This window comes from Brucella daejeonensis (assembly GCF_014199265.1).
Lineage (GTDB): Bacteria > Pseudomonadota > Alphaproteobacteria > Rhizobiales > Rhizobiaceae > Brucella > Brucella daejeonensis.
Genome location: NZ_JACIJG010000027.1, coordinates 1 through 21,053 on the forward strand (window position 1 = coordinate 1; position 21,053 = coordinate 21,053).

Below are 21,053 nucleotides of genomic sequence, written 5' to 3' on the forward strand. Positions count from 1 at the left end.
CCCAAAATTGGGTGAAACAAATAATATAATGATATCAGAGTGATATAATGGTCGGAGTGAGAGGATTCGAACCTCCGACCCCCTCGTCCCGAACGGCGTGGGCTTCGATAAAGCGCAATGTTTTCAACAAAACCGATTTGCGATTATCACCCTTTGTTCCGCCTCGGACCGTTATTTCGGTCCGCAATCGGTCCGTGATTACCTTATGTTCTCATGCCTGACAAGCGCCCGACTGATCACCCTGTGATGATGGCAACAAGCTTCTTCCAGAATGTCGCAATCACGGCTCCGAATGTTGCCGCGAAGAAACTAACGAGCATTACAGCACCGACGCCACGCTCACGCCAGCGGTTGAAATCAGCTACTGGCTCCTCGACCTTTTGCAGACGCATATCAATGCTATCGACCGTGCGCTTGACTTCATCCAGTGATCGATCTGTCTTTTCCTGCCGCTCATACTGCTGTTTCCGATCCTGCCGCGCTTTCTCCTGATCCGAGATAATAAGATCAAGCTTTCCCTCAATGCGACCGATAGCTCTCTCCTGCCCCGCTTCCGTCATAGGCACGTATCCTTGAAGTATCGATTATGCGCTGCAATCCCCTGCCCGGCTGGCGCATCGTTCCCGGAGAGATAGACTGCCGTTGCCGGTTTAACGGGAATTTCCTTCCACCCGGCGCAATTGCTCGCAGTCTGACTGCAAGCCGCCAAGCTCGACACAGAGGCCAATAACATCAAGACCGCCCACTTTCTCATCGATCTTCGCCCTTTCCTGAATTGCCTTTGCTGTGGCTTGTGCCGCGTCCAATGCGGCTCGCTGGCGCTCTTTCATCGTTCCGATAGTGTAACCGGCTCCAAAAACTAAAATCGCCGCCACAAGGGCAGCGAGCGCGGATTTCAGCCATGAGGGAATTAGCGCCCAGATCATGGCCTGATCTTTCGATAAACACCATATAGCGTCAGACCGACGATGACGGCAGCAATCGCAACTCGCACCCACTGGCCGCTTGATAGTTCGTCCTGTTGATCTGTGATGGCCTTGGTCACTTCCGGGATGACAGGTCCGATTGCCGCCGCAGCACCGGCTGCGCCAGCACCGCCGATGGTCGCCACATCTGTCTTATTCGCTGCGGTTTTTGCAGGCACATAATTGGACGAAACGAAATCGCCCTTCGCCCACAAACCAGCCTCGGCTGCGCGACGATTGACAAGGCCCTGAACCTTCTTCCCGTCAGCGTGCACCCATTTCATGAGTTCTACAGGAACGGCGGCATAATCGCCATTGTTCAGCTTCTTCAACAGGGTGGACTTGTCCAGAGCGCCTGTGTTGAAGTCGAATGAAACCAACGCCGAAAACTGATTGTCAGTCAGCGGGACTTTGACCAACCTGTCTACTCTCGCTTCGAATTTCGCCAGATCGGCTTTCAGGATACGCTCTGCTTCCTTGTCACCGATTGCCATTCCCGGCGTGACCTTTGGCGATCCGGCAGCGCTTGTGTGGCCGTACCCGATAGTGAGTACGCCTGCCACATCTCGGTAAGCAGTCGTGCGCAGGCCTTCCCACTGCTTGACGAGCGAAAGCCCCGCCGCGTTTATGCGTCGTGTCATTGTGTTTCCTTTCGGCAAAGAAAAAGGCCCCGCAATTCAGGGCCATTGAGTCAATCTTATCTTGACTTTTTAGAGAAAGTAGCCATCTTAGGCGCTGAAAAGTCGCCCCGGCACACCGAACTGTCATCGGATGGTGTGCGTGCTTGGTATTCACCAAGATAGGTTGTCGGGGCGCATCCTATCTAAAATTCCAGACATCTTCTATCTTTGGAGAGAGCTTACGCATCCAACGGTCTGCGTCTTTCTTTTCTGGAGAATACGATCTCGCAATAGCGCCAACGCACATATCCGCTAATTGTATAAGCCGGTCATTTTTCGAGTCTGAGAAAATAACCTTCTTTATGGACCCTTCTCCTGTATGCTTGCGAAGGTATGCGGCAAGTTCATTCCTGAATGAACGCTCTCCAGAACCATCTATGACAACTTTCGCATCTTTCAAAAGACCGTTGTCAAACTTGAGCATAGATTTTACGAAAAAACTGTAGAAGCTGGACTTATCTGTCCGAAGTTTCTGACTATACAAGTCTTCCTTGCGGATAACGATGGCGCGGACGCAGAAGTCAAACGGACTTACCGCTTCAAAAAATGCGTCCCTTATCTCTGGCCGACTTCGGCTAAATTTAAACTCAGAATACGACCTCAACCCTCTCGCCAGATCGCTAATAGCCTTTATCGTGCGTACGGATTGATCTACATCTTTAAATGCGACCAATGCGACGGCGAAATGATCCGATGAACCTTTTGCAATTTTGAAGCCGGGGTCCCCCGACTCATCGATAAACACAAGCATACACGCTTATGGTGCAAAATGTTGGTAAGAAGCAAGATACCCTTTTGGTAGCCATACAGGCTCACTTTGCAAGCTCGGCTCGCACCTTGGGGAAACGGCTCATAACGTCCTTACGCACAGCAGCGAAATCCACCGGGCCCTGTGGCGGGCGCGGCGGGAACTGAACGCCATCATTTTTTGCAACAGGTACTGCGTTGAGGGACATTTTCGTTTCTCCTTTACCCACCATTCGGTGGGCTTCACCATAATTGTGAATTAAACATCAAATTGCAACCCCTACCGGCGGCTCACTCGGCGGGGTTTTCTTTTCAGCCTTATATGCTATTCAGCTAATGCATACTGATCGAAGCCCCCGCTAGATCGGTGTGCCGCCCCGGTCTGGCCTCCAGCCGGGGTTTTGTTTTGGTAAAGGAAAGCCAGATCGGAGGGCGGTTTGTTATCGACTTTTTAGGCAACTCGTGGTTATCGACAAGGCAGGCTGTTTTTAAACGGGGGTGTAGGTTTGGCGATATTTCTGGCTCGTTATTCGAAAAACACACAGCGTAACAAGCTGGAGGTGCTCGCTCCTGATCTCCTGAAGTATCTCCCTTTTGCGCCACGTGATCAAAATCACGATGCTGTCGGCAATTCCGAGATGCTGACTTTCTATTTTGATGCGGCTTTAGATCGGCAAATTGCTCGTAATGAAGACGGAAGCATTCTGTTCTGTCATGGGTACGGCGACAGAAGCCTTGAAGATCGTATCACCGCGAATTTCAGGTCACGCACCCCCCTTGACCTTATTTCATTCCCGGAAGCTTTTTGCGCAATTCGTCTGTCAAAAGACGGTATGCAATTCGCAGGCTCTGGCGTTGGCGTGGATGCGATTTATTACCTTGAAACCGATAGCGAGATTGTCGCGACGAACCGGCATAACCTTCTCGCCCCTTGGGCTATCGGTCGCCCGCTACAGAAGACAACATTTGCTTGGATTGTTGGGCGATCACACGGCGGAGATTTCAACACCTATTGGGAAGGCATAAAGCGCACACACCAAGGAAGCGTCTATTTCGTGGATGGTGGTCATCTCCATGAAAATGGAGCCAGCTTTTCCAACCTGTTTGATCCTATCGAGACGGCGGACATACCTTCTCATATATCGCGACTGGCTGACGAATTCGGCACCGTATTGACCAATAACACGCGCGATGCTCGACTATGGCTAAGCGGTGGAAAGGACAGCCGAGCTATTGCGGGCCTTCTTTCGAAGCATCCCCGTTTTGCCGATCTTTCGTTCAGCACCCATGGTGAGAAGTTCTCTCCCGATATAATGGCCGCGACCAAAGTTGCGGAAATGCTTGGCGTTTCCAAAAACTACTCGACAATGCGCCAAGGGTTGGCACAGCCATCCGTGGACATCGCAAGCTCTATCGCTAACGATCTTGTATCGGACCCGGCTGGAACATCGCTTGCCGATTTCCGTAGTATTTCACGATCCGATCTGCTGATATTTGGCGGCCACGAAAACGGTTATAAAACCAAGCCTAACGCTCTGCCTCTGGATGAATATCTAAAAAGCCGCCGATATTGGCCGGACACGAAAAGCGTACTTGTCCCTGATGCCTATTCCGAAATCAACGGCTGGTACGTGTCCAAGCTGCGTGAACTGCTGGCAGACGCGCCGGTATCTCGGTATCCACAAGTCGAAGCCCTGATTTTCCTTATTGCCACCCGATTGACCGGGAGCCAAGGTAATGCACACATTACTAGAAGCGAAGTTCATCCGTTCCTTGATGGCCGGATGCTTCGCTTGCTGATGGGTGTTTCTGATGAGGCACTTGATAATCAGATTATCCACTATGCAATGATGCGACACAGCCCTGCTCCGTTGGAAACTGCAGCGTTCGCCGCTGATCGCTGGCCAGAAAAAACACGAGAGATAGCCAAATCTATCGGGGTTCCGTTCCGTGGTGAACCGATTGCGCCGTATGAGTTCAAGCCTTACTTCCCCTCTCAGAAAGTATTTGGCGGGTACTCTTGGAGGCTCGACCTCATCGAAAGGACAAAAGAATTTGTGTGGCATTATGTCAACGACAACTCTTCATTCTTCGATTTCGTCAATCTGGATAAAATGAAAACTCTGGCAGATCGCCCCGTCGATGGGTTGGTTATTTCTGATATCTATTATCATCTTGGCTTACTCAAAGCCTGTCTGTTGCACCATTTCTCGAAAGATGACTATCTATTCAACTTCGAAAAACGTCCTCTGCTTGCTCAAGAGATTTCCGCGTTGTTTGACGCTTCGAAGACCAAAGGCACAACTCAGAACGAAGAAATCGAAGGGTACAAGAAAAAGCTGGATGATGCCGAAGCTTGCATCGCGACCATGGTAGAAAACGAGCGCGAACTTCAATCACAAATAAAATCAGTGCCGCCTGCCACGCCCGTGACCGCGGTTCCAAAAAGATCGCTCCCGCGACGGATCGCGGGGCGAATTAAACGAGAAGCCAGAAAGCTTCTTTGAAATTTACGCTGCAACCCAATTGCCTGCACGGCGCACATAAAACTCGCCACGTCCGTAATCCTGCCACGTAGAACCGTTCGCAGGAGAGGCACCTACTGGTGTAGGAATGTTTGTTCTAAGCGTCATTTGTACGCCAGGATTACTTACTTCGACTACTCCGCCAGAAGGCGTAGCCACAGGACTTGAGTAATCAGCATCGAACGAACAGTTCACATAATTTCCAGTGCCAGTAGGATCGTTGTATCTTGCGGCAGTTCGCCCACCATACAGAACGGTTCCTTTTATATTCACCCTCGTAAAAGTAGCGTCTGCATCAGGCTCAAAATAACATACCGGGGACGCTTGTGCGGAATGCAAAATACCGCCATTTACGGTTACGTTACTGATATTATCTTGCAGGCTCTCCGCTGCAGCATTAAATCCGAAATTAGCTGCATATATAATATCTGGATTGTCGAAATGGAACCTATTTGATCCTATAATCAATATTCCTATTTTGCATGAGTAGGCTTTGTTATTGCGCCTACCTACGATGTTATTAACATATCCTTGGTTACACCGGCTGATATGAACAGCGGCATGGTTTCGAATGCCGTTAGTACTATCAGAACAATCTTCAAAATACAGGTTATCAACCGTAATATTCTCATGCCTACCTGGATTTGTATCACCAAGCAGAGCCTTGAACGCAGCGCCGCCAGTAGACGTGTTTCCCAGTGAACCTGTATTGAAAGCGGAAATCTTATCGAAGTGAATATCTCGCATGATGAACTGGCCACCTATGCGCACTGCATGTTCCGCGCTGTCTTTCACAGTGACCTTACCGAACGTCACATTATCAGTTCCGTAATCACCATCGACACTTTCGAGGAGAACGCCGTTATTGCCAGCGCCTCCTGTCGCGGCTGAGTGCAGACCAGATGCCAAAATATTATCGAACTGAGATATAACAACATCACGGATATAAAACCCGGTGACGTAGTTCGTCATTCTCATGTCACCAATCCACAGACGTGAGACATAGAACGCCTGAATTTGAGACGAGAAATTTCCGGCTGTGATCTTAGCTATACGGACATTCCCGATACGAGCCGCAGCGGAAGGGCCTTCGATGCGTACGGCAAACCCACTAGCTTCCGCAGTAGCTATTGATTGGATAACTTCACCAGCCACAAAGTCACCATTGATACGAATGCCCATATCGCTACCACCGCCCGGAGTGGACAGAATGATATTATCAAACGTCACATATCCCGGGATGTTGATCGCGTATGACGTTGAAGCGACAAGCTTATTGAAGCTCGCACCCTTCGCCTTCAATCGCATACCGATCGGGAGAGTGATGGTGCTAATGCCGTAGGTAGCGCCATAAGGAAGTACAACCTCCTTGCCCGCAGCGAAATCAAACATCCCCTGCAACAGCGTGTTTTCATTGCTGCCATCACCCTTGATGCCAAACATCTCCGGTCGCAAAACACGGTCAGCAATTTCCCACCATGCACCGTCAGCCGACTGGATTTGACCGGCTGTGACTTCTTGGACGATAACGTCATCAATGGAACCACCCCCTGCATTGAAGGTAAAGAACCTAACAGACGTATGTGTCCCTTTGGCTACAAGGTATTCGATATACGTACCCGGAGCAGTCCTATTAGGTGCACTGGACGAGCTATCCGCGCCTCCGAACAATTGCGCAGCCACACCACCGCCAACTGCGAAGGCATCAACAATCCTGTACTGCACACGGTAGAGCTTACCCCCTGCCATTCCTGCAATTGTCTGCGCAATTGTTGCCGATGTGCCGCTAAATGTGCATTTGCCATCAGCAATCACGGCGCTATTAACTTTCGTCCATCCTGTGTCAGAAGCGAAACTGCCGTTCGTCTGCAATGCTGGCCCGACATTAGGATTAGCCCCAACGCGCTTGTAGAGCGCCGCGCCGCCATCGCCGACAGTGGAATATCCAGCGGTGCGGGCATAGTTCACCGGCCCTGGTATGTTTGCTGCTGCAACGGCAGACGCAGTATCAAAATTTGACAGCAACCCGCCTGCGGCGCTTTCCGCGACTGCGGCGGCATCCTCAGCTCGCGCCGCTGCATCTTCGGCGGCCTGCGCGATTGTTTCCGCGTCTCCATAAGACAGGAGGCGCAATTCTGACCCGGTGTCGATGCACAGTAGGGCCATGCCCGGCGTAAGATAGCCTACCGGAACTGGCTGATTAATGTTTGTAACCAGATCGCGATTGATTGCGCCTGATACTGTCACCGGCCCCGTATTTTCTTGTGTGACATTCAGGATATAGAGCACCTGATATGCCGCCGCCGGGATCGCGACAGAAGCCGTAACAACGATATTGTTAGCCGTGCCTTCGTTGGCATTGTTAAGGCGAATGACGCGGTTGTCGGGGAAATTCTCGCTCCCCTCTGTCAGCGCCTTCAGCGTGTCGCGGATGTCCGGCTTGTGAGGGTTGAATGGCCCCGACGCGGGAACGCCATCGGTAACGAAATCGCGGAAAATCTCGTCAATCGTGCGAACGGTCATGCGAATGCTCCATGGCAAAACGCCCCGCCAAAGCAGGGTGTAAGTTTCTAAGTTTGTGGGTTTGGTCAGGGCGTCGTTTTGATCGTGCTGGCCGAGTAAGCGCCAATGCGCCCCTTCTGGGTGCGAACGGCCAATTGGAACTCGTATTCAGTCAAGGCGGCAAGCGGGGGCGTCCCAAAGCTCTCGGCATCGTTTTCGAGTGGCCCAGCTACACGCCATTCGGTATCAGCCGTTTTTTTCCAGCGAACCATGTAGTTCAACAGGATGTTTCCCGTTGGCGGAAAGCTCAGTTCAGCAGCCGGTCCCGCGACGATCAGAACATCGGGCGCATCCGGCACCGGCAAGTCATCACCCGAAGTGGTCTCATCCGATACCGGCTCTGTGCCTTCCTGCGAGGTATCCCACTGGTAGGCAGTTTGCGGCATGGATTGAACCTGAATGGTCGCCCCCTGAAGGATACCGCCTTCGCCTAGAATGAATTTGAAATCAAGGACTTCAAAAACACTGTTAATGCCAAATAGCGGGTATTGAATGCGTATAAGCCGTTCACCGAAGGCAGCAAGGCCCATCAGATTTGTATTGAAGGTCCCCACCCAGTTCGGATTTGCGCGGAACCATTCGAGCTTCATCAGCCGTCTGGCTTGGCTGTGTGACGGAGCCATGTTGAATTGTACATCTCTGGCTTCTTCGCCACGTTCGGACACGTCATCTTCATCGGCCCACGGGTCGGCGTCAGATGCCTGATAATCCTGGTTGGGGTCGAAGAATGTGGCCCGGATCGTGTTTGCCGTTGTCATCACGTCACGGCCACGGCCCACGTCGCTGAAGCCGGTGATCGCGTCAGCGGTCAGGACAGCAGTAGGTTCGGACCACGCGCCGATATCAAGCGTCAAGCCCCCGTCTGGCGTCGGCACCAGTCTGCCATCGCAGCATCCCAGCATTCGGCCCAGCACGTCAGCGGGACGCTCATCAAGGCTGTATGAACCCCAGAGACGATAGCGAGGTTCAGTACCGCCAACAGCAATAGGAATTGCTTCGGCGGCGCGGTTGTACGCTGCAACCCAACCAGCCTGAGCAAGCGGCGTTGAAACGAGGCTTTCTGGAAGGCGCATGCCGTCCTTGTGGGTCATGTAATCCCGGATCACTGCGGCGGCGTTATCGTTCCACGCGACCGCACCCGTGACCGGATTTTTGACGAGTGATGTGCGAGCCACGACGCGATAGTTCGTGTTCACGCCGTTCGGGAAGAGGCTTAGATAATACTCGTCACCGACTGCATACTGGCAAGCGAGCAAGGAGGCTATGCCGTCCCCCCGGTGCAATGCGGTCCACTGGGGGAACTTCGATGTCAATTCGCTATATGCCGTCTCGACAGGCGCACCGAGGCGCGACTGAATGCGCAAAAGAGTTTTTCCAGATGATCCCTCGCGCCATTTGCTCGGCGGTGTCGGGGAGCCATCTGGCAGCAAATCGATTTTCTGATCATCGAGCCAGTATTCCTCAATGGCATCGAATGGCCCCTGCCCCAAGGCAAGAACCTTGAAGAAGCCACCGCTCTGGGTTTCGGCGAATATCCAGGCACCGGAAGTTTTCACGCGGCCATAGTGGCGAATGCGGGGCGGCGTAGGCTGGCGAACCTGCTGCTGCACATCTTCTGGCTTCGGCTGCTTCGGGCGAAACAGCGACGATGCCAGATAAGAAATACCCAGCCCTATAGCCAAGCTGCCAAGCGTCGTACCGGCGGCAAGCGTGATCAGGGCAAGACCTGTCTGCAAGGCAGCGCCAAGCGCGCCAGCGCCCACCACAGACGCAATGATGCCGGAAAGAGCTACTGGCATTTAATTCTCCAAGCTTTCCAGACAGCGGACAGTGGCGCACCAATCAGCCCATGTTCATCGTGCGAGAACCAGCAATTCCCGGCATGGATTGCCATGCACAGTTTGCCGTTATGGATGATCAAACCGACATCGCCGGTCACAGGCTCGCCGGTCTTAATGAACCCTTGCGAGCGCATTGCCCGGTTGACCAGCACAGCCAGCCCGCCACGATCTGCCAGTACCGATGCAGCCCCTGCAGCATCCGAATATTCCCTGTCTACCCAAGCCAGCGGCGACAGACCTGTGCAAGACCTGATCCAGCGATCAACGGTCGAAACACAATCAGTCTCTCCCCACCGGAAAGGCTTTTGCGCCTCGGCAGCTACAAACTCGGCAATGTTCATGGGATCAGTAATCCGGGTATTTAAAGCTCTTGAAGAGCAGCGAACCGATGAACTGACAGAACTTGTCACCGGGCGAACGGCGCTGTTGGTCTCGGTCGGTATAGCGGCCATATGCTGGTCGTGATCGGTTGAAGAATGCGTTTTCTGCCGTCATGCTGATCGACTGAATAGCGCCTTCTGTGCCTTGCATTTCGGTGCGGCTGATGCGGGGCGGCTGCATGAAGCCCCACCAGATCGGCGCGGGACCGCCAAGCGGCTGCCATTCCTCATCGAAAAGCTGGATCGAGATTACGACAATGCGCTGATCTACCTCATCATTTGCATCAAGCGCCATAGCGAGGAAGTTCAGTGTCGCATCCGGCAAGCCTGAAAGCTGGAACGTGACATTCTGCGCGGCAGTGGTCGAAGCCATGCCGATGCCGTCAATCGAGCCATAGCCATACATCGGTTCATAGCGATTGCCTCCGGTTTCCAGCGCCGTGTTGCCGTTCCAGACACGCATTGTCTCGGACGCAAAGCGGAACTCGACAAGGAAATCCAGCCTCACTTCATGTTTGGCGAACTCGGCCAGTTGCGTCGGATCAAAGAAAGACATCAGACATCTTCCACGAAATTCACTGTCGGGAATGACCACTGCGAAATGAGATCAAGATCGAGGTCCATTTCGCTATCAGACGCCAGGCGCATCCTGCACACTGGATAGTCGAACTCCATATCGCTACCAGCTGGCGCGGCTTCGCGGGCCGGAGGACGGAATGTGATGGTAGCCGTGTTCTCGCCTGTCATCTGCACTGTGCGGATGCGGTACATTCGTTCTCCGATGGAGAAATCCATCCCCGGCTGCAATTGGCCCGCCGTAACAAGCGATATGTTCGCCGTCGTCCCGCGCAGCGGTATGTTGCTGGTCAGGCGGATATCGATTGATCGGGAGCGGTACAGCCCGCCATCACTGAACGGGCTGGTATCGGAGTGAGGCACATTATCAGCCGCGCCATCCCCGTCAGGATCGAACGGTTGATAAGCGCAACAGCGAGGAACCAGGATCGGACGCAAACGACCTTCCAGCAGATTTGCAATAGCCCGAAATGCAAGAACGGAAGGCGATCCACGACGAATAATGATGTCGCTGAACGTCGCCTTCCAGATACCGGCGTCAGAAGCCGTAACCTGCGTCACGCCCGACACGCTGGAAGGGCCTGCGAGTGTACGCGGGGCAATATTGAACGGGTCACGCTTCGGCTTGAGCACCGAACGGGGCCAGAGAATGGTTGCCATTACATTTTTCTCGCTTGTGCGTCTGCCAACATGGTCGGGAAGTTTGATTGAACGGCCTTGGCGCTTTGCTGCACCGAAACCTGGACAATTGCACCTGATGCAGTCTGAATGCGCTGATCGGCAATCTGGGCCATCCGTCCGCTGTCATCCCGAAGAACAACGTTGATGGTTTCCGTGCTTCTCGCCTTGTTCACCATCCCTGCCCCGCGAGGAAGGACAACTTCACCACGCTGAAGAATGGCCGGAATTTCGCCCGGCTGAAGGCCAGCAACGCCGCCGGTATGGTAGCGCTTTGCACCGGCAAAGACCGAAGGTGATACTGCGCGACCGTGACCATATCCGTGCGTACCGGCCACGCCGCCACTATGCAGAATGCCGGGAATGATAGCGCCGCCGAAAAGTCCACCCTTGCCACCGCCAAACAAGCCGCCACCGCTGAAGATATTGTTCAACGCGATGTCGATAAGCTTGCTGGCAACTTTCTGGAGCGCATTCGCCAGAGCTTCGGACGCGCTCGCGCCATTGCGAAGGTCATCAATGAACCCGCCCAGAAGGTCTTTGCCCAGGTTGGCAAACTCTTTCGCCTCCCGGTTCAACTCCTTTTGTTCAAGCTTATAGGCCCGCGCCGCTTCCTTCATCTGGTCGTAGGCTGATACGCGGCTCTGTGCGTAGGCGATCACGTCATCAACGGTCTTGCCGCCTCCGAGGATCGACTGATTTGCCGATATGGCAGACTGAGGCAGAACTTGGCTGACCAACGTGCCGCTCTTCGCAGTCAGAACCGAGATGGCACCTTTCGGGCCGAGGAAGTGGGCAAGCTGAAGTGCAGCTTCATTGACCGATACACCAGCTTGACGAAGGATCGCCGCATTCTCGCGGGCATATGCCTCAATCAGCTTCTTTGAAATCTCCGCGTCATTGCGCAGCGCAAGAATTGTCTGATCGGACATGTTCTTGGCGCGATCCGGGAAGTTCTTCTTGAACAGATCAAGCCAAGTGCTTTCGATGAACTGGCCGAGGCCGGTTGCGGAAGAAAGTGGGTTCTTCGCATTGGCGCGCCCGCCACTTTCCGCCTTCACAACATCGCGGACATACTTCGCAACGATATCATCAAGCTCATCAAAGCTGTCCTTTACCTTCTTGCTTCGCGTTCCTCCTGTGAGCCGTTCACGCTCTGGGGCAAAGCTTTCCGGGTTCGGACGCTGACCTGGCGTCGGTATCGTCTGAGCAACACGGATACGGTCTTGAGCTGCCTGAAAGGCTCGATACGCATCATCCCGTTCTTCGCGAGTGGTCGCATTGCGGAGCGCATCACTGTACGCCTTCTCGGCCTTCTCCATTTCCGAAAGTGCCGGTATTGCGATATTTGCAAGCTCGCGCACGGACTTGGTGAAAGCGCTGACGTTGTCAGCCTGCCGCTTTGCAGCAGTACCGACGCCGGTAATGACGCCTGTTAGCGTCTCAAGCTTGGATTGGACTTCCTCGCCCGCTTTACCGGAATTGATGATTTCACGAATAATCGCCTTGATGCTTTCAGGCGTACCAGTCTGGTTTTCGATATCAATCAGGCGATTGATGAACTTGCGTATATCTGGATCGCCGTTCTTGATGCCTTCCCGGAGATTGTTAAGCGCACCCTGAAGCTCCTGAATGATATACGTAGCGCCTTCAAACTCTCCGGCTGGTATCGAGGAAAGCTGATCGTTCAGGTCACTCGCAACGCTAGCAATTGTGTCTTTGTACTCGCGGATGCGCTCCTGAATATCAAATGCCAGTATCTGGCGGCTTTTGGCGCTATACTCCTCCGCACCGGCTGCCGCCTCCCCGTAGGCGTCCTTGATGCGTCGGATAAGTTCTGAGTGGCCTTTCAGCACTTCCTCCGCATCTTTGGTATCGCTGCCGAGACTGGTGAAGTACTGGTAGGCAGCGCCCGTCAGGCCGATGATTGCAAACGACGCCAAGGAAACAGGGTTAAGCACCGATGCAAATGCACCGCCTAGAAGCTTGACAGCGTTGATAACGCCGCCGCTGCCCTGAAAGACCTGCGCGACCTGCCCGCCCTGTTGCATCATCACAGTAAACGGTGAAGCGCCACCTGCAAGGCTTGTGGCGATATCGTTCAACTGGAATGACAAGTTGGCGGTGGCGGCACGTGTCGCGCCAATAGACATAACGGCCTTGTCGCTGCCGTCCTTGAAGGACTTAGCGACATTGTCGTTTGCCTTCTTGAAACGGTCCTCTACCGACTGCGCTTCCTTGGCGGCACGACGCGCAATAGCTGCCATCTGCCTTTCAACCTTGGCCTGCGATGCTTCAATGCGTATCAGCAAGGCGGCAGCATCGTCAGCCATGTTTCAATCCTTCCAAGTCGTCACTCGAACCCAGCAATACCGAGTTCGCTCAGAACTTCGTCGCTATAATCAGGTGCTTTGTCTTCCGCGCCGTTCGCCTTGGCAAAGCCAGTTGCGCAGCAGTTAAATTCCCACAGCGTCATGTCATCGATCTGCCGAGGCGACAGACCGAGAGCAGCCCCAGTCATGTAGAACTGGGACCATCTTGTTTTTCCGTTCGGGAGCGGCGCGCTGCTTTTTCCGTCCCCGCCTTTAACTCCCCCGGCTGATCCGCCTCCTCGTCCCACATGAGGAAGGAATGCAGGATCGTCGCCGCAGGAACCGCAAGGCTGTACGGGCTGGCTATCTCAAGCGCCCGGTCGATGGTTCGCTGCGCCTCGCGCTCATCCATGCCGCCACCGATGAGGCCAAGCCGGATCGGTTGCAGAACGTCGTCAATCTTCCACTGCGATGTCAGAAGGCGTGTGAGGATGACGAAGCACCCGGCATCCGAGCGCTGTTCAAGCGCCCGAAGCTCACCAATGCCGAGACAGAAATCATGCTCACCGGCTGGCCACACAAATGAACGGGCTGGCCGCATTATGGAGCAACCTTAGCGGTACGGGTCGGAACGCCGTCGAACTGGATTTCGATATCGGCGCTGACTTTCTGGCCCTTCTCGACGGCATTGTTGAGATTGACGAGGTAAGCTGGTCCGGTTTCATATTCCGTATCACCGACAGCCGCCTTGACGTGCTGGATGCGGATATTCTTCACCTCACCGTTGTACCACCAGTCCATCATCATTTCGTGGCTCTGGGCAGCCCAGATGCCATTTGCCGAAATGGTCACTTCCGAAGACTGTACAGCGCGCTCGATAGCGGAAGGCAGGCTTTCGTCGTCACAATCCTGCGGGACTTCCGTGGTCTGCATGTTGTGCTGTCGGTTGATACCGCGCTGGGTGAGGCCGCAGACCTTCGTGAACGTACCGGCGGTTTCAGTCTCGACTTCGAGGATGAAATCAGGGAATGCGGCGGTAGTCGGCTTGGTAGCCATGTGCTTTCTCCATGCGAAAACGGGCCAGCTATTCGCCAGCCTTAAAAGGGCTTGAGGCCCGGTTTCAGGTGAATGGGCTTACTTCGCCCGGTTACGGCTCCTCAGAGCGCGTTTTTCATCGCGTGTCGGGCTTTGAACCTTGGTGGCCCAGCCCTTCGACACGCAATAATCGATGAAGTCCTGCGGACGTTCCTGCGGCTCTTGTGACGCCTTCGCGTTGAATGAGAACCGACTTTGTGGCCGAGACCAATTGCATTCGACCTTGAAGATTGCCCACGCCATCACGCTATCTCCACTTTTATCTCGACTTGGATAATTCCGTGCGAGGTCAGGCCATCGGGGTCAGTGACGACTTGGCAATAAGGGACTGTCATTTCGACAATTGCATTGTCAGAAATCGTTGGCATGTCTCGAATGAGAGCCTTTTTCACGCCATCCGTGATGTTCTTGCATTCGCCTTTACCGACCGCTCGCGACCATACATCCAACTGAATTGTGTGCGTCTCTGCTTCGATACACTCCGCACCATCATCAACGATGTCTGACGGCCCGAAACTGACATATGGGAACGTTGCATTGTCCGGTACGCGATCATAGACACGTCCACCTGCAAGTGTCAGAACCTCCGGGACGGTGCGTAATTTCGCGTATAGGTATCGCTGAAGCTCTTCGGAGATATTCACGCGCCGTTTTCCCTCTTAATCGCTTCTCGGATAGCTCGCGTTACTCTTGACCGGACACGCTTCTTGTTTGCGCGCCATGAGCCAAAGAAAAAGGGCTTCGGCCCCATTTCCTGGGTTCCGAACTCAAGCAACCGTGCGAGCTGAAACTGATTTCGACTGCCGACCCGCGTTTTCTCGCTGCCTGCAAAGATCAAAATGCGCATGGTGTTGTATTTCCGGTTCTGAACTTCACCGATCACCATGGAGCCTTTCGGCGCATCTCCCCAGGTCCAGCCGATGGTATTGGCCAACTCGCCAGTGTCACGCGGAACCCGGCGCTTCATCATGTCCACGACTTCCTGAGCGCCCTTCTCCATCGCATCCGAAGCGGCTTTGCGAATTGCTTCTGGTATTGTTTTGGTCAGTCGTTTCTCTAGGGCTTTGATGCCGTCCACCATGACATCACCCCGTAGCTACGCCACTTTCGCACGTGAGCGCGATGAACTGGCGGTTAACTTCGTGCTCTATATCTCTGATATTGAACGATTTTCCGGTACGCACATCCCGAACCATCCAGTCAGTGGATATCAGCCGGGTATTGGACGAGTTGCGGACCCGGATAACCTGCGTGTGCTTGCCTTGAAGTCTTCCGGCCATAACGGCTTCAGACCCGCGAAGGTGGATGAACTCGGCGCGGGTTTGGAACTGCTCGACCCATTCTTGGCCGACAGTGTTGCCCATGCCGTCGTCAACGTCTTCGCGTTTCAGCAGCGCGACCTTGTAATAAAGGCTTCCTGCGGAGCGGTTGTCTGCCATGGCTACCTCGCAATCGGGTCGCGTAGTTGGTAAAGCATGGACGAAACCGGCTTCGGCAACATACCCACCGAGAAATCCTTATCCGGGTCTTGGTCTGGATTGCGGTAGTAGTAGCCAACTAGCATGATCGCAGCGGCTTTCACACGCGCATCAGTGGTTGCGCCGTTCTCGTCAATGACTTCATCGGCCCGCACATCCAGATAAGCTTTAACGCGACTGGATGCGGCAGAAATCAGCAAGTTCAGGTGCGCATCGTCATCGTCAGTATCGATGCGAAGGCCGTTCTTGACCTCTTGGAGCGAAACCAGATCGGCCATTATTCACCTACCTTCTTCGCGTCCTTGCCGTCCCGGCCCTTGTTAACGGCGAGACGCCAGCTTTTGCCGCCGTCTGGCTTGTCTGACGTGGTTTCCTGCGCAATCCAGTATCGACCGCCCCAGGTGACGCCGCTGCCCTTGTGATAGGTCTGACCGTCTCGGAATACTCCGCGATCTATGACCACCGGCAGGGGGAATGACTTGACGGTATCGCCCTTGATGAATTTCAAGGAAAGGCCGGAAGCATCCTCGACAAGATCAAGATCATCGAACCCGATGCCGTCCTTGCCATCCTGCCCCGGAGCGCCATCCTTGCCACAAACAGGGCCAAGGTTTTTCACCTCACCGTTTGACAGGGTGACTGCAAGACTACCGTCGCGTTCGATAAATGCACCTGCAACGCCAACCCCGCATTCGCCTTTTTCACCGCGCTCACCCGGCAGGCCGTCTTTACCGTCAACGCCGTCGCGCCCGTCTTTACCGTCCTTTGGCGCTGGAATAGCCGAAACAGCCTCACTGACAGCCGTTTCGACCATGCCGCGTATAACATCAGGGTCAGGCTCTGGAGCGCTCCACGCCTCGATTGCGGCCCGAATTTCGGCAAGATCGGATTGAACCTGACCCTTAACGATGTCGGCAACCGTTTCAGGGTCTGCATCCTTGCCATCTTTCGGTGTAGGCAGGCTCTTGAGTTGCTGTTCCAGATCATCAAGACGCTTGACGATTGGCTTGAGTTCGTCAGCGACGAACCCCTTGACCACAGCTACGATTTCCTTGCCGAAAGCCTTGCCATCAAATGTCATCGGTTAAACCCTTTGAGAATTTCAATCATGGCCTTGTCGGCTTCGGCTTGAACTGGATTGTCATTGGCAGGCTGTTGCGGATTATCGGCCTGCTCGATCAGTTGCTTGTCACGGGCAGCGATTGCTTCCAGTGAATGGTCCTGCTGCTGGAGATAGACGGTATCGCCGCCGGTCTTCATCTTCGGCAAATCAATGCGCCTGCGGCGTTCGTCCAGCGTCATGACGCTTTTCGCCTGTTCCAGAACTTCCATCTGGGTCTTGCTGTCCATCCGCCACAGGCCGTCAAGATCGAACTCAGTGCCGATGCCGTCTTTCATGCCAAGACCTTCATCAAGGCAGATTTCTGCATCCTCAATGAGCTTCTGAAGGCCCTGAGAATAATATTCTATGTTTAGCGCCTGGATGTTGTTATACGTCGGCATCTGTCCGATCCCGATCTTGTAGGGCGGCACATGGAACGTGGAGCAGACCATTTCGGCAGACCATTTCAACTGTTCGATAAGCTGACTGTCTGTAGCGTTGAATGCCATAGCCTTGAAATCAAGGCTGTCGCCAAGAACGGCAACTTTGCCGGAGTTCTTGCCCGAATAGTTGGCCTGCCATTCAGTCTTCAGTCGATCAGCCGTAACCTGGGATATTTCGCCCGGCGCGGTCAGGATGCCGGAAGGAACGCCCTTATTAGCAAAGAAGTTCGTGCTGTCGCTCTGGATCGCCATCCCCTGCATCGCAGCAAGGCCAGCCGCCGTCAGCGGAGAAAGGCCAATGAGCGGATGAAATAGGCAGTTGTATCGATCGTGAATAATCTCACGTGCCGGTACGGTCACATCCTGTTCAATGCCGCTGATATTATCGGTCGAAAGACGATAGAAAACATCTCCGCTTTCGGACACCAAGGGCTGAACACGCTGCGGGTCAAGCACATACAGCGCCGTCACAACGCCGCGACCGTCGCGCCGCTTCAGGATGTAAGCATTGCCGTTTGATAGTTTCGACAGCAGCCAGTTCTCGAAGAACTGAATGCGTGTCTGGATCGAGTTGGGCTTGCGCAGGACTGGATCGTATGCAGGGTTGGATGTCTCCTGCCAGATGCCGCCCTCACCACGCTGCATAAGCTTGACGCGAAGTTTGGAAATGTCGCTGGCAATCAGCGTCATGCACGAAAACACGGCGAAATATGTCAGAGCAAGATCGCGATTGATCTCGACATTCTGCTGCCATGCCCCGCTGAAACTTTCACGGATGATGGGCAGCCATCCGCCTCGGTTTGCGGTAGGCTGCGAAAGCGACTTTGCGCGGCCAATTTCCCAGCCAAAAATCTTCATCGTTAGCCCCTTTTAGGTGGCGATAAAACCGGCAGTGCGAAGGCTGGCTAGGAGTGCGTTGATCGTGGCAACTTCCGTGCCTTCGGCGGCATCTGGAACGGCAACACCCACCGGCTTTCCCGTTACCTGCGCCCAAGTCGGTTGATAATTCCCAGCCTTAGCCGTTGTCGCGGTGGTGCCGATTGTCAGCGCAGTAGCGCCAGTCGCGACACCTGCCAGCTTCGTCTTTTCAGCATCGGTGTAGGCATTTGTGTTCGCCTCAGCTTCATAAGCGGTCTTGATGACCGATCCGAGCGTAGATAATTCAGCCATTTCTTATGCTCCGTTCAGAACAATCGCTCCGCTATTCGTGACGACAGAACCATCGTTCATCACCAGTAAGGCGGGGTCTATGTCCGTTCCATACGTGACCGGTGCGCCGCTGTTCGTCACAGTTTCACCATTCACAGTGACGAGAAACGCCGGATCGACTGACCCTCCGCCACCATCACCGATGAATTGAATGAACTCTGTTGCACCGATGAAGCCGATCATTCGTCATCGTCCTGATGATTGTCCGCCTTCCGCTTTGCCTTTGGCTTCGGCGCTGGCTGTTCAACTGGCTTCGGTTCTTCCCGATAGCCCATCTTTTCGAAGATGCGCAGATACCGGCGATCCGGGGATTTCATCGCTCTATCGAAATAGGAAAGGTGCTTCATGGTGATCTCCATGGAAGAGTAGGCAGGGCGCGTGATGCGCCCCGCCCTATTGGCTTACTGGCCCCACTTAACAGCGGAGAGCACCTGAACAGCGTTTGCACGGCGAGCCATCCAGTTCAGGGTACGTTCAGCGCGGAAGGCCACGCTGTTCGTCTGGAACATGGAAACAAGCTGTGCTGGGGTCGGCGTACCGGAGTTGTGAGCCGGATTGTCGGCCATTTCCAGCGATGCTTCACGGCTCAGGTCCACAGCCACATCGCCGTCATCAGCGAAGTAGATGTCCGAAGCATTGACGAGGACGACATATGCACCGTCATCAGCCGGATCGGTCGAACCAGTCACGACCGGAACGTATTCCGAAACGATAACCGGAAGGCCGAACAGAGTGCCGCCGTTCATGCTGATACCTGGGAACTCAGCCTGACCAAGCGGGTTCTGCATCAGCGAAAGGGCAAGAGCCACAGTTGCCGACATGATCCAGACGCCGGAGGTAGGAGCATTGTTCGCAGCAATGAAGGCTCCGAACAGTTTCTGAATGTCGGCGCGAACATCATCAGCCGTGCCGCCTGCCGACGGAATAGCCGTGACGCCATTCGTGATCGATGCCGGAGACGTACCAGCAACCGCAGCCTTGGCCGGGTTGATGAAGTCCGTATCCAGGCGAGCGCGGAGAGCCGCAACAAGCTGGTCACGGATGATCGCTTCAGCCGAAGGCGAGCTATCGCGAAGCACTTCTTCAGTGGCAACGGCGATATTGGCGACCTTGAGCGGTTCCAGCGTCTTGCGCTCGAAGTCAAACTTGGTCAGCGGCTTGGCCTTGCCTTCACCTACCCAATAGCCCTCGCCGCCGGAAGTCTGGCCAATCAGCGGGACGCGGAATGGCACACGACGAAGGGACGGAATGCCATTCGCACCGAAACGACCGAGAATGGTCTGGGGACGAAGATATTCCACGAAGTCAGCGAAAGCCGACGTTTCGTCACCAACCAGTGGGCTAGCCCAAGTTGCGTGAGTGGTGGTTGCAGCAGGTACGGCAGCCTTGGCAAAGAAGCCGAAAACGGACGAGGTTTCGCCGTAAAGCTCTTTTGCTACCGTGCGGACGCTCTCGCCGTCGAGCTTGGCGAGTGCCTTCACCTTGGCGATACGGGCGAATGCGATGCCCTTGTCGAGCTTTTCAGCGCGAGGGACAACGACCACACCGGCACGAGCCTGTGCGCCATCACCTTCACGGCCACCGGCAACAGGCACCGCCTTTTCGGCGGCAGCCTTTTCCAGAGTGCGCAAACGCTTCAGATGGCTGTCGATAGCGTCATTGTCTGCCTGAAGACCGTCGAACTCTTCCTGCTGTGCAGCATCGAGCGTTTCGCCCTTTTCTGCCGACTTCGACATGATGTCTTCCATGGCCTTCAGGTTTGCCGCTCGCTTGTTTTCGTAAGCGGCGATCTGTTCAGCGTAAGTAGCCATTGCTACCTCCATTAATGATTGATTTTGTTGATGGTGAATGGCACCCGCTTCTGGGTCGCCGCCGCCAAGCGAGCCACATGCACCTTCTTGCTCATCTGAGCCGGAGCCTGCTTTTCCTCAGTCGGAAACTCGAATTTCTTGATGTGGGCGATGGCATCAGCATCAAGGCTCTTGCCAACGCTGGAGATCACGGCCTGTTCGTTGGCCGGGATGGTCACGGCTGAAAGCTCGAACACTTCGCTTTCGATGAAGCGAATGCCGCCTTCCTCCATGAAACTGTATTCGATGGGCCGAAAGCCGATGGACACGGCGCGCACCAAGCCAAGCTTGATGCTCTGCCATGCTTCCTCGATCCGGTCCCGAAGCGTTCCTGCTTCGGAAACAACCGGCAATTCTGCTTCGAAGTTGATGCCCTTCTCGGTCGGGGCATCGAATTTCACGGTGCCAATCGGCTTGTCGTGCTTGTGCTGCCAGAGCAACGGAAGTGGGTTCTGGAACTTGACGCCCATCGGGTCAACGATGTCGCCCACACGATCAACGGCTGGGCTGGTCGCCACGCCTCGAATGATGCGCCGTTCTTCGTTCACCGCTTTGACTTCGATGCACGAATAGGCGCGCCGCGTCATTTCCATGACGGACCTCCATCTTT

At 54.4% G+C, this 21,053-nt stretch carries 24 protein-coding genes and 1 pseudogene; 1 reads left to right on the plus strand and 24 read right to left on the minus strand.

Translation table 11 applies throughout. The features are described 5' to 3' along the window. Positions 1–236: 236 nt before the first annotated feature. The 4 genes from FHS76_RS20485 to FHS76_RS20500 form a co-directional block, all read right to left on the minus strand. The gene (locus tag FHS76_RS20485; protein WP_183657463.1) at positions 237–560 is read right to left on the minus strand and encodes a hypothetical protein; all 324 of its coding nucleotides are present in this window, start codon (positions 558–560) and stop codon (positions 237–239) included. Positions 561–650: 90 nt separating this feature from the next. After that, positions 651–926, minus strand: a complete 276-nt coding sequence (locus tag FHS76_RS20490; RefSeq protein WP_183657599.1) for a hypothetical protein — start codon at positions 924–926, stop codon at positions 651–653. Continuing rightward, complete coding sequence (locus tag FHS76_RS20495; RefSeq protein ID WP_183657465.1) at positions 923–1,606, minus strand: lysozyme; 684 nt, start codon at positions 1,604–1,606, stop codon at positions 923–925. Before FHS76_RS20495 ends, FHS76_RS20490 begins: the two co-directional genes overlap by 4 nt. Before the next feature lie 178 nt (positions 1,607–1,784). Further along, a complete protein-coding gene (locus tag FHS76_RS20500; protein ID WP_183657467.1) occupies positions 1,785–2,396 on the minus strand; it encodes a DUF3800 domain-containing protein in 612 nt (203 codons plus the stop codon). Between the two features lie 502 nt (positions 2,397–2,898). Here FHS76_RS20500 and FHS76_RS20505 point away from each other — a divergent pair. Further along, entirely contained in the window at positions 2,899–4,899 is a 2,001-nt protein-coding gene (locus FHS76_RS20505) for a hypothetical protein (RefSeq protein WP_183657469.1), read from the plus strand. A 2,067-nt stretch (positions 4,900–6,966) separates the two neighbouring features. Here FHS76_RS20505 and FHS76_RS20510 read toward each other — a convergent pair. The 20 genes and pseudogenes from FHS76_RS20510 to FHS76_RS20600 all read right to left on the minus strand — a co-directional run. Then, positions 6,967–7,440: pseudogene (locus tag FHS76_RS20510) on the minus strand (hypothetical protein); the annotation flags it as partial. A 65-nt stretch (positions 7,441–7,505) separates the two neighbouring features. Then, complete coding sequence (locus FHS76_RS20515; RefSeq protein WP_183657471.1) at positions 7,506–9,278, minus strand: phage tail protein; 1,773 nt, start codon at positions 9,276–9,278, stop codon at positions 7,506–7,508. Then, positions 9,269–9,661: a DUF6950 family protein gene (locus tag FHS76_RS20520; protein ID WP_183657473.1), complete on the minus strand. Its 393-nt coding sequence runs from the start codon at positions 9,659–9,661 to the stop codon at positions 9,269–9,271. The genes FHS76_RS20515 and FHS76_RS20520 overlap by 10 nt, the downstream gene beginning before the upstream one ends. A gap of 4 nt (positions 9,662–9,665) precedes the next feature. Then, a complete protein-coding gene (locus FHS76_RS20525; RefSeq protein WP_183657475.1) occupies positions 9,666–10,256 on the minus strand; it encodes a hypothetical protein in 591 nt (196 codons plus the stop codon). Beyond that, positions 10,256–10,936 (minus strand): hypothetical protein, encoded by a 681-nt coding sequence (locus tag FHS76_RS20530; RefSeq protein WP_183657478.1) that lies wholly within the window; start codon positions 10,934–10,936, stop codon positions 10,256–10,258. Before FHS76_RS20530 ends, FHS76_RS20525 begins: the two co-directional genes overlap by 1 nt. Continuing rightward, entirely contained in the window at positions 10,936–13,287 is a 2,352-nt protein-coding gene (locus tag FHS76_RS20535) for a phage tail length tape measure family protein (protein ID WP_183657491.1), read from the minus strand. The genes FHS76_RS20530 and FHS76_RS20535 overlap by 1 nt, the downstream gene beginning before the upstream one ends. A gap of 20 nt (positions 13,288–13,307) precedes the next feature. Further along, positions 13,308–13,430: a hypothetical protein gene (locus tag FHS76_RS22755; RefSeq protein WP_268902801.1), complete on the minus strand. Its 123-nt coding sequence runs from the start codon at positions 13,428–13,430 to the stop codon at positions 13,308–13,310. 41 nt (positions 13,431–13,471) lie between these two features. Then, the gene (locus tag FHS76_RS20540; RefSeq protein ID WP_011982440.1) at positions 13,472–13,867 is read right to left on the minus strand and encodes a gene transfer agent family protein; all 396 of its coding nucleotides are present in this window, start codon (positions 13,865–13,867) and stop codon (positions 13,472–13,474) included. Continuing rightward, the gene (locus FHS76_RS20545; RefSeq protein WP_183657493.1) at positions 13,867–14,322 is read right to left on the minus strand and encodes a phage tail protein; all 456 of its coding nucleotides are present in this window, start codon (positions 14,320–14,322) and stop codon (positions 13,867–13,869) included. Before FHS76_RS20545 ends, FHS76_RS20540 begins: the two co-directional genes overlap by 1 nt. A gap of 281 nt (positions 14,323–14,603) precedes the next feature. Beyond that, positions 14,604–15,005, minus strand: coding sequence for a DUF3168 domain-containing protein (locus tag FHS76_RS20550; protein WP_183657495.1), 402 nt, complete (start codon positions 15,003–15,005; stop codon positions 14,604–14,606). Further along, positions 15,002–15,442, minus strand: coding sequence for an HK97-gp10 family putative phage morphogenesis protein (locus tag FHS76_RS20555; RefSeq protein WP_183657497.1), 441 nt, complete (start codon positions 15,440–15,442; stop codon positions 15,002–15,004). The genes FHS76_RS20550 and FHS76_RS20555 overlap by 4 nt, the downstream gene beginning before the upstream one ends. 4 nt (positions 15,443–15,446) lie before the next feature. Continuing rightward, a complete protein-coding gene (locus tag FHS76_RS20560; protein ID WP_183657499.1) occupies positions 15,447–15,800 on the minus strand; it encodes a phage head closure protein in 354 nt (117 codons plus the stop codon). Between the two features lie 2 nt (positions 15,801–15,802). Continuing rightward, positions 15,803–16,117 carry a head-tail connector protein gene (locus tag FHS76_RS20565; RefSeq protein WP_183657501.1) on the minus strand — a complete coding sequence of 105 codons (315 nt, stop codon included), beginning with the start codon at positions 16,115–16,117 and terminating at the stop codon, positions 15,803–15,805. Then, a complete protein-coding gene (locus FHS76_RS20570) occupies positions 16,117–16,920 on the minus strand; it encodes a hypothetical protein (RefSeq protein ID WP_183657504.1) in 804 nt (267 codons plus the stop codon). Before FHS76_RS20570 ends, FHS76_RS20565 begins: the two co-directional genes overlap by 1 nt. Then, positions 16,917–18,242 carry a phage portal protein gene (locus tag FHS76_RS20575; RefSeq protein ID WP_183657507.1) on the minus strand — a complete coding sequence of 442 codons (1,326 nt, stop codon included), beginning with the start codon at positions 18,240–18,242 and terminating at the stop codon, positions 16,917–16,919. The genes FHS76_RS20570 and FHS76_RS20575 overlap by 4 nt, the downstream gene beginning before the upstream one ends. 12 nt (positions 18,243–18,254) lie before the next feature. Then, complete coding sequence (locus FHS76_RS22480; protein ID WP_210306186.1) at positions 18,255–18,554, minus strand: hypothetical protein; 300 nt, start codon at positions 18,552–18,554, stop codon at positions 18,255–18,257. A 3-nt stretch (positions 18,555–18,557) separates the two neighbouring features. Next, entirely contained in the window at positions 18,558–18,776 is a 219-nt protein-coding gene (locus FHS76_RS20585) for a hypothetical protein (RefSeq protein ID WP_043062367.1), read from the minus strand. After that, positions 18,773–18,940, minus strand: coding sequence for a hypothetical protein (locus tag FHS76_RS20590; protein WP_183657509.1), 168 nt, complete (start codon positions 18,938–18,940; stop codon positions 18,773–18,775). The genes FHS76_RS20585 and FHS76_RS20590 overlap by 4 nt, the downstream gene beginning before the upstream one ends. A gap of 54 nt (positions 18,941–18,994) precedes the next feature. Further along, a complete protein-coding gene (locus FHS76_RS20595; RefSeq protein WP_183657513.1) occupies positions 18,995–20,404 on the minus strand; it encodes a phage major capsid protein in 1,410 nt (469 codons plus the stop codon). An 11-nt stretch (positions 20,405–20,415) separates the two neighbouring features. Next, the gene (locus FHS76_RS20600; RefSeq protein ID WP_183657516.1) at positions 20,416–21,036 is read right to left on the minus strand and encodes an HK97 family phage prohead protease; all 621 of its coding nucleotides are present in this window, start codon (positions 21,034–21,036) and stop codon (positions 20,416–20,418) included. Positions 21,037–21,053: the final 17 nt, after the last annotated feature.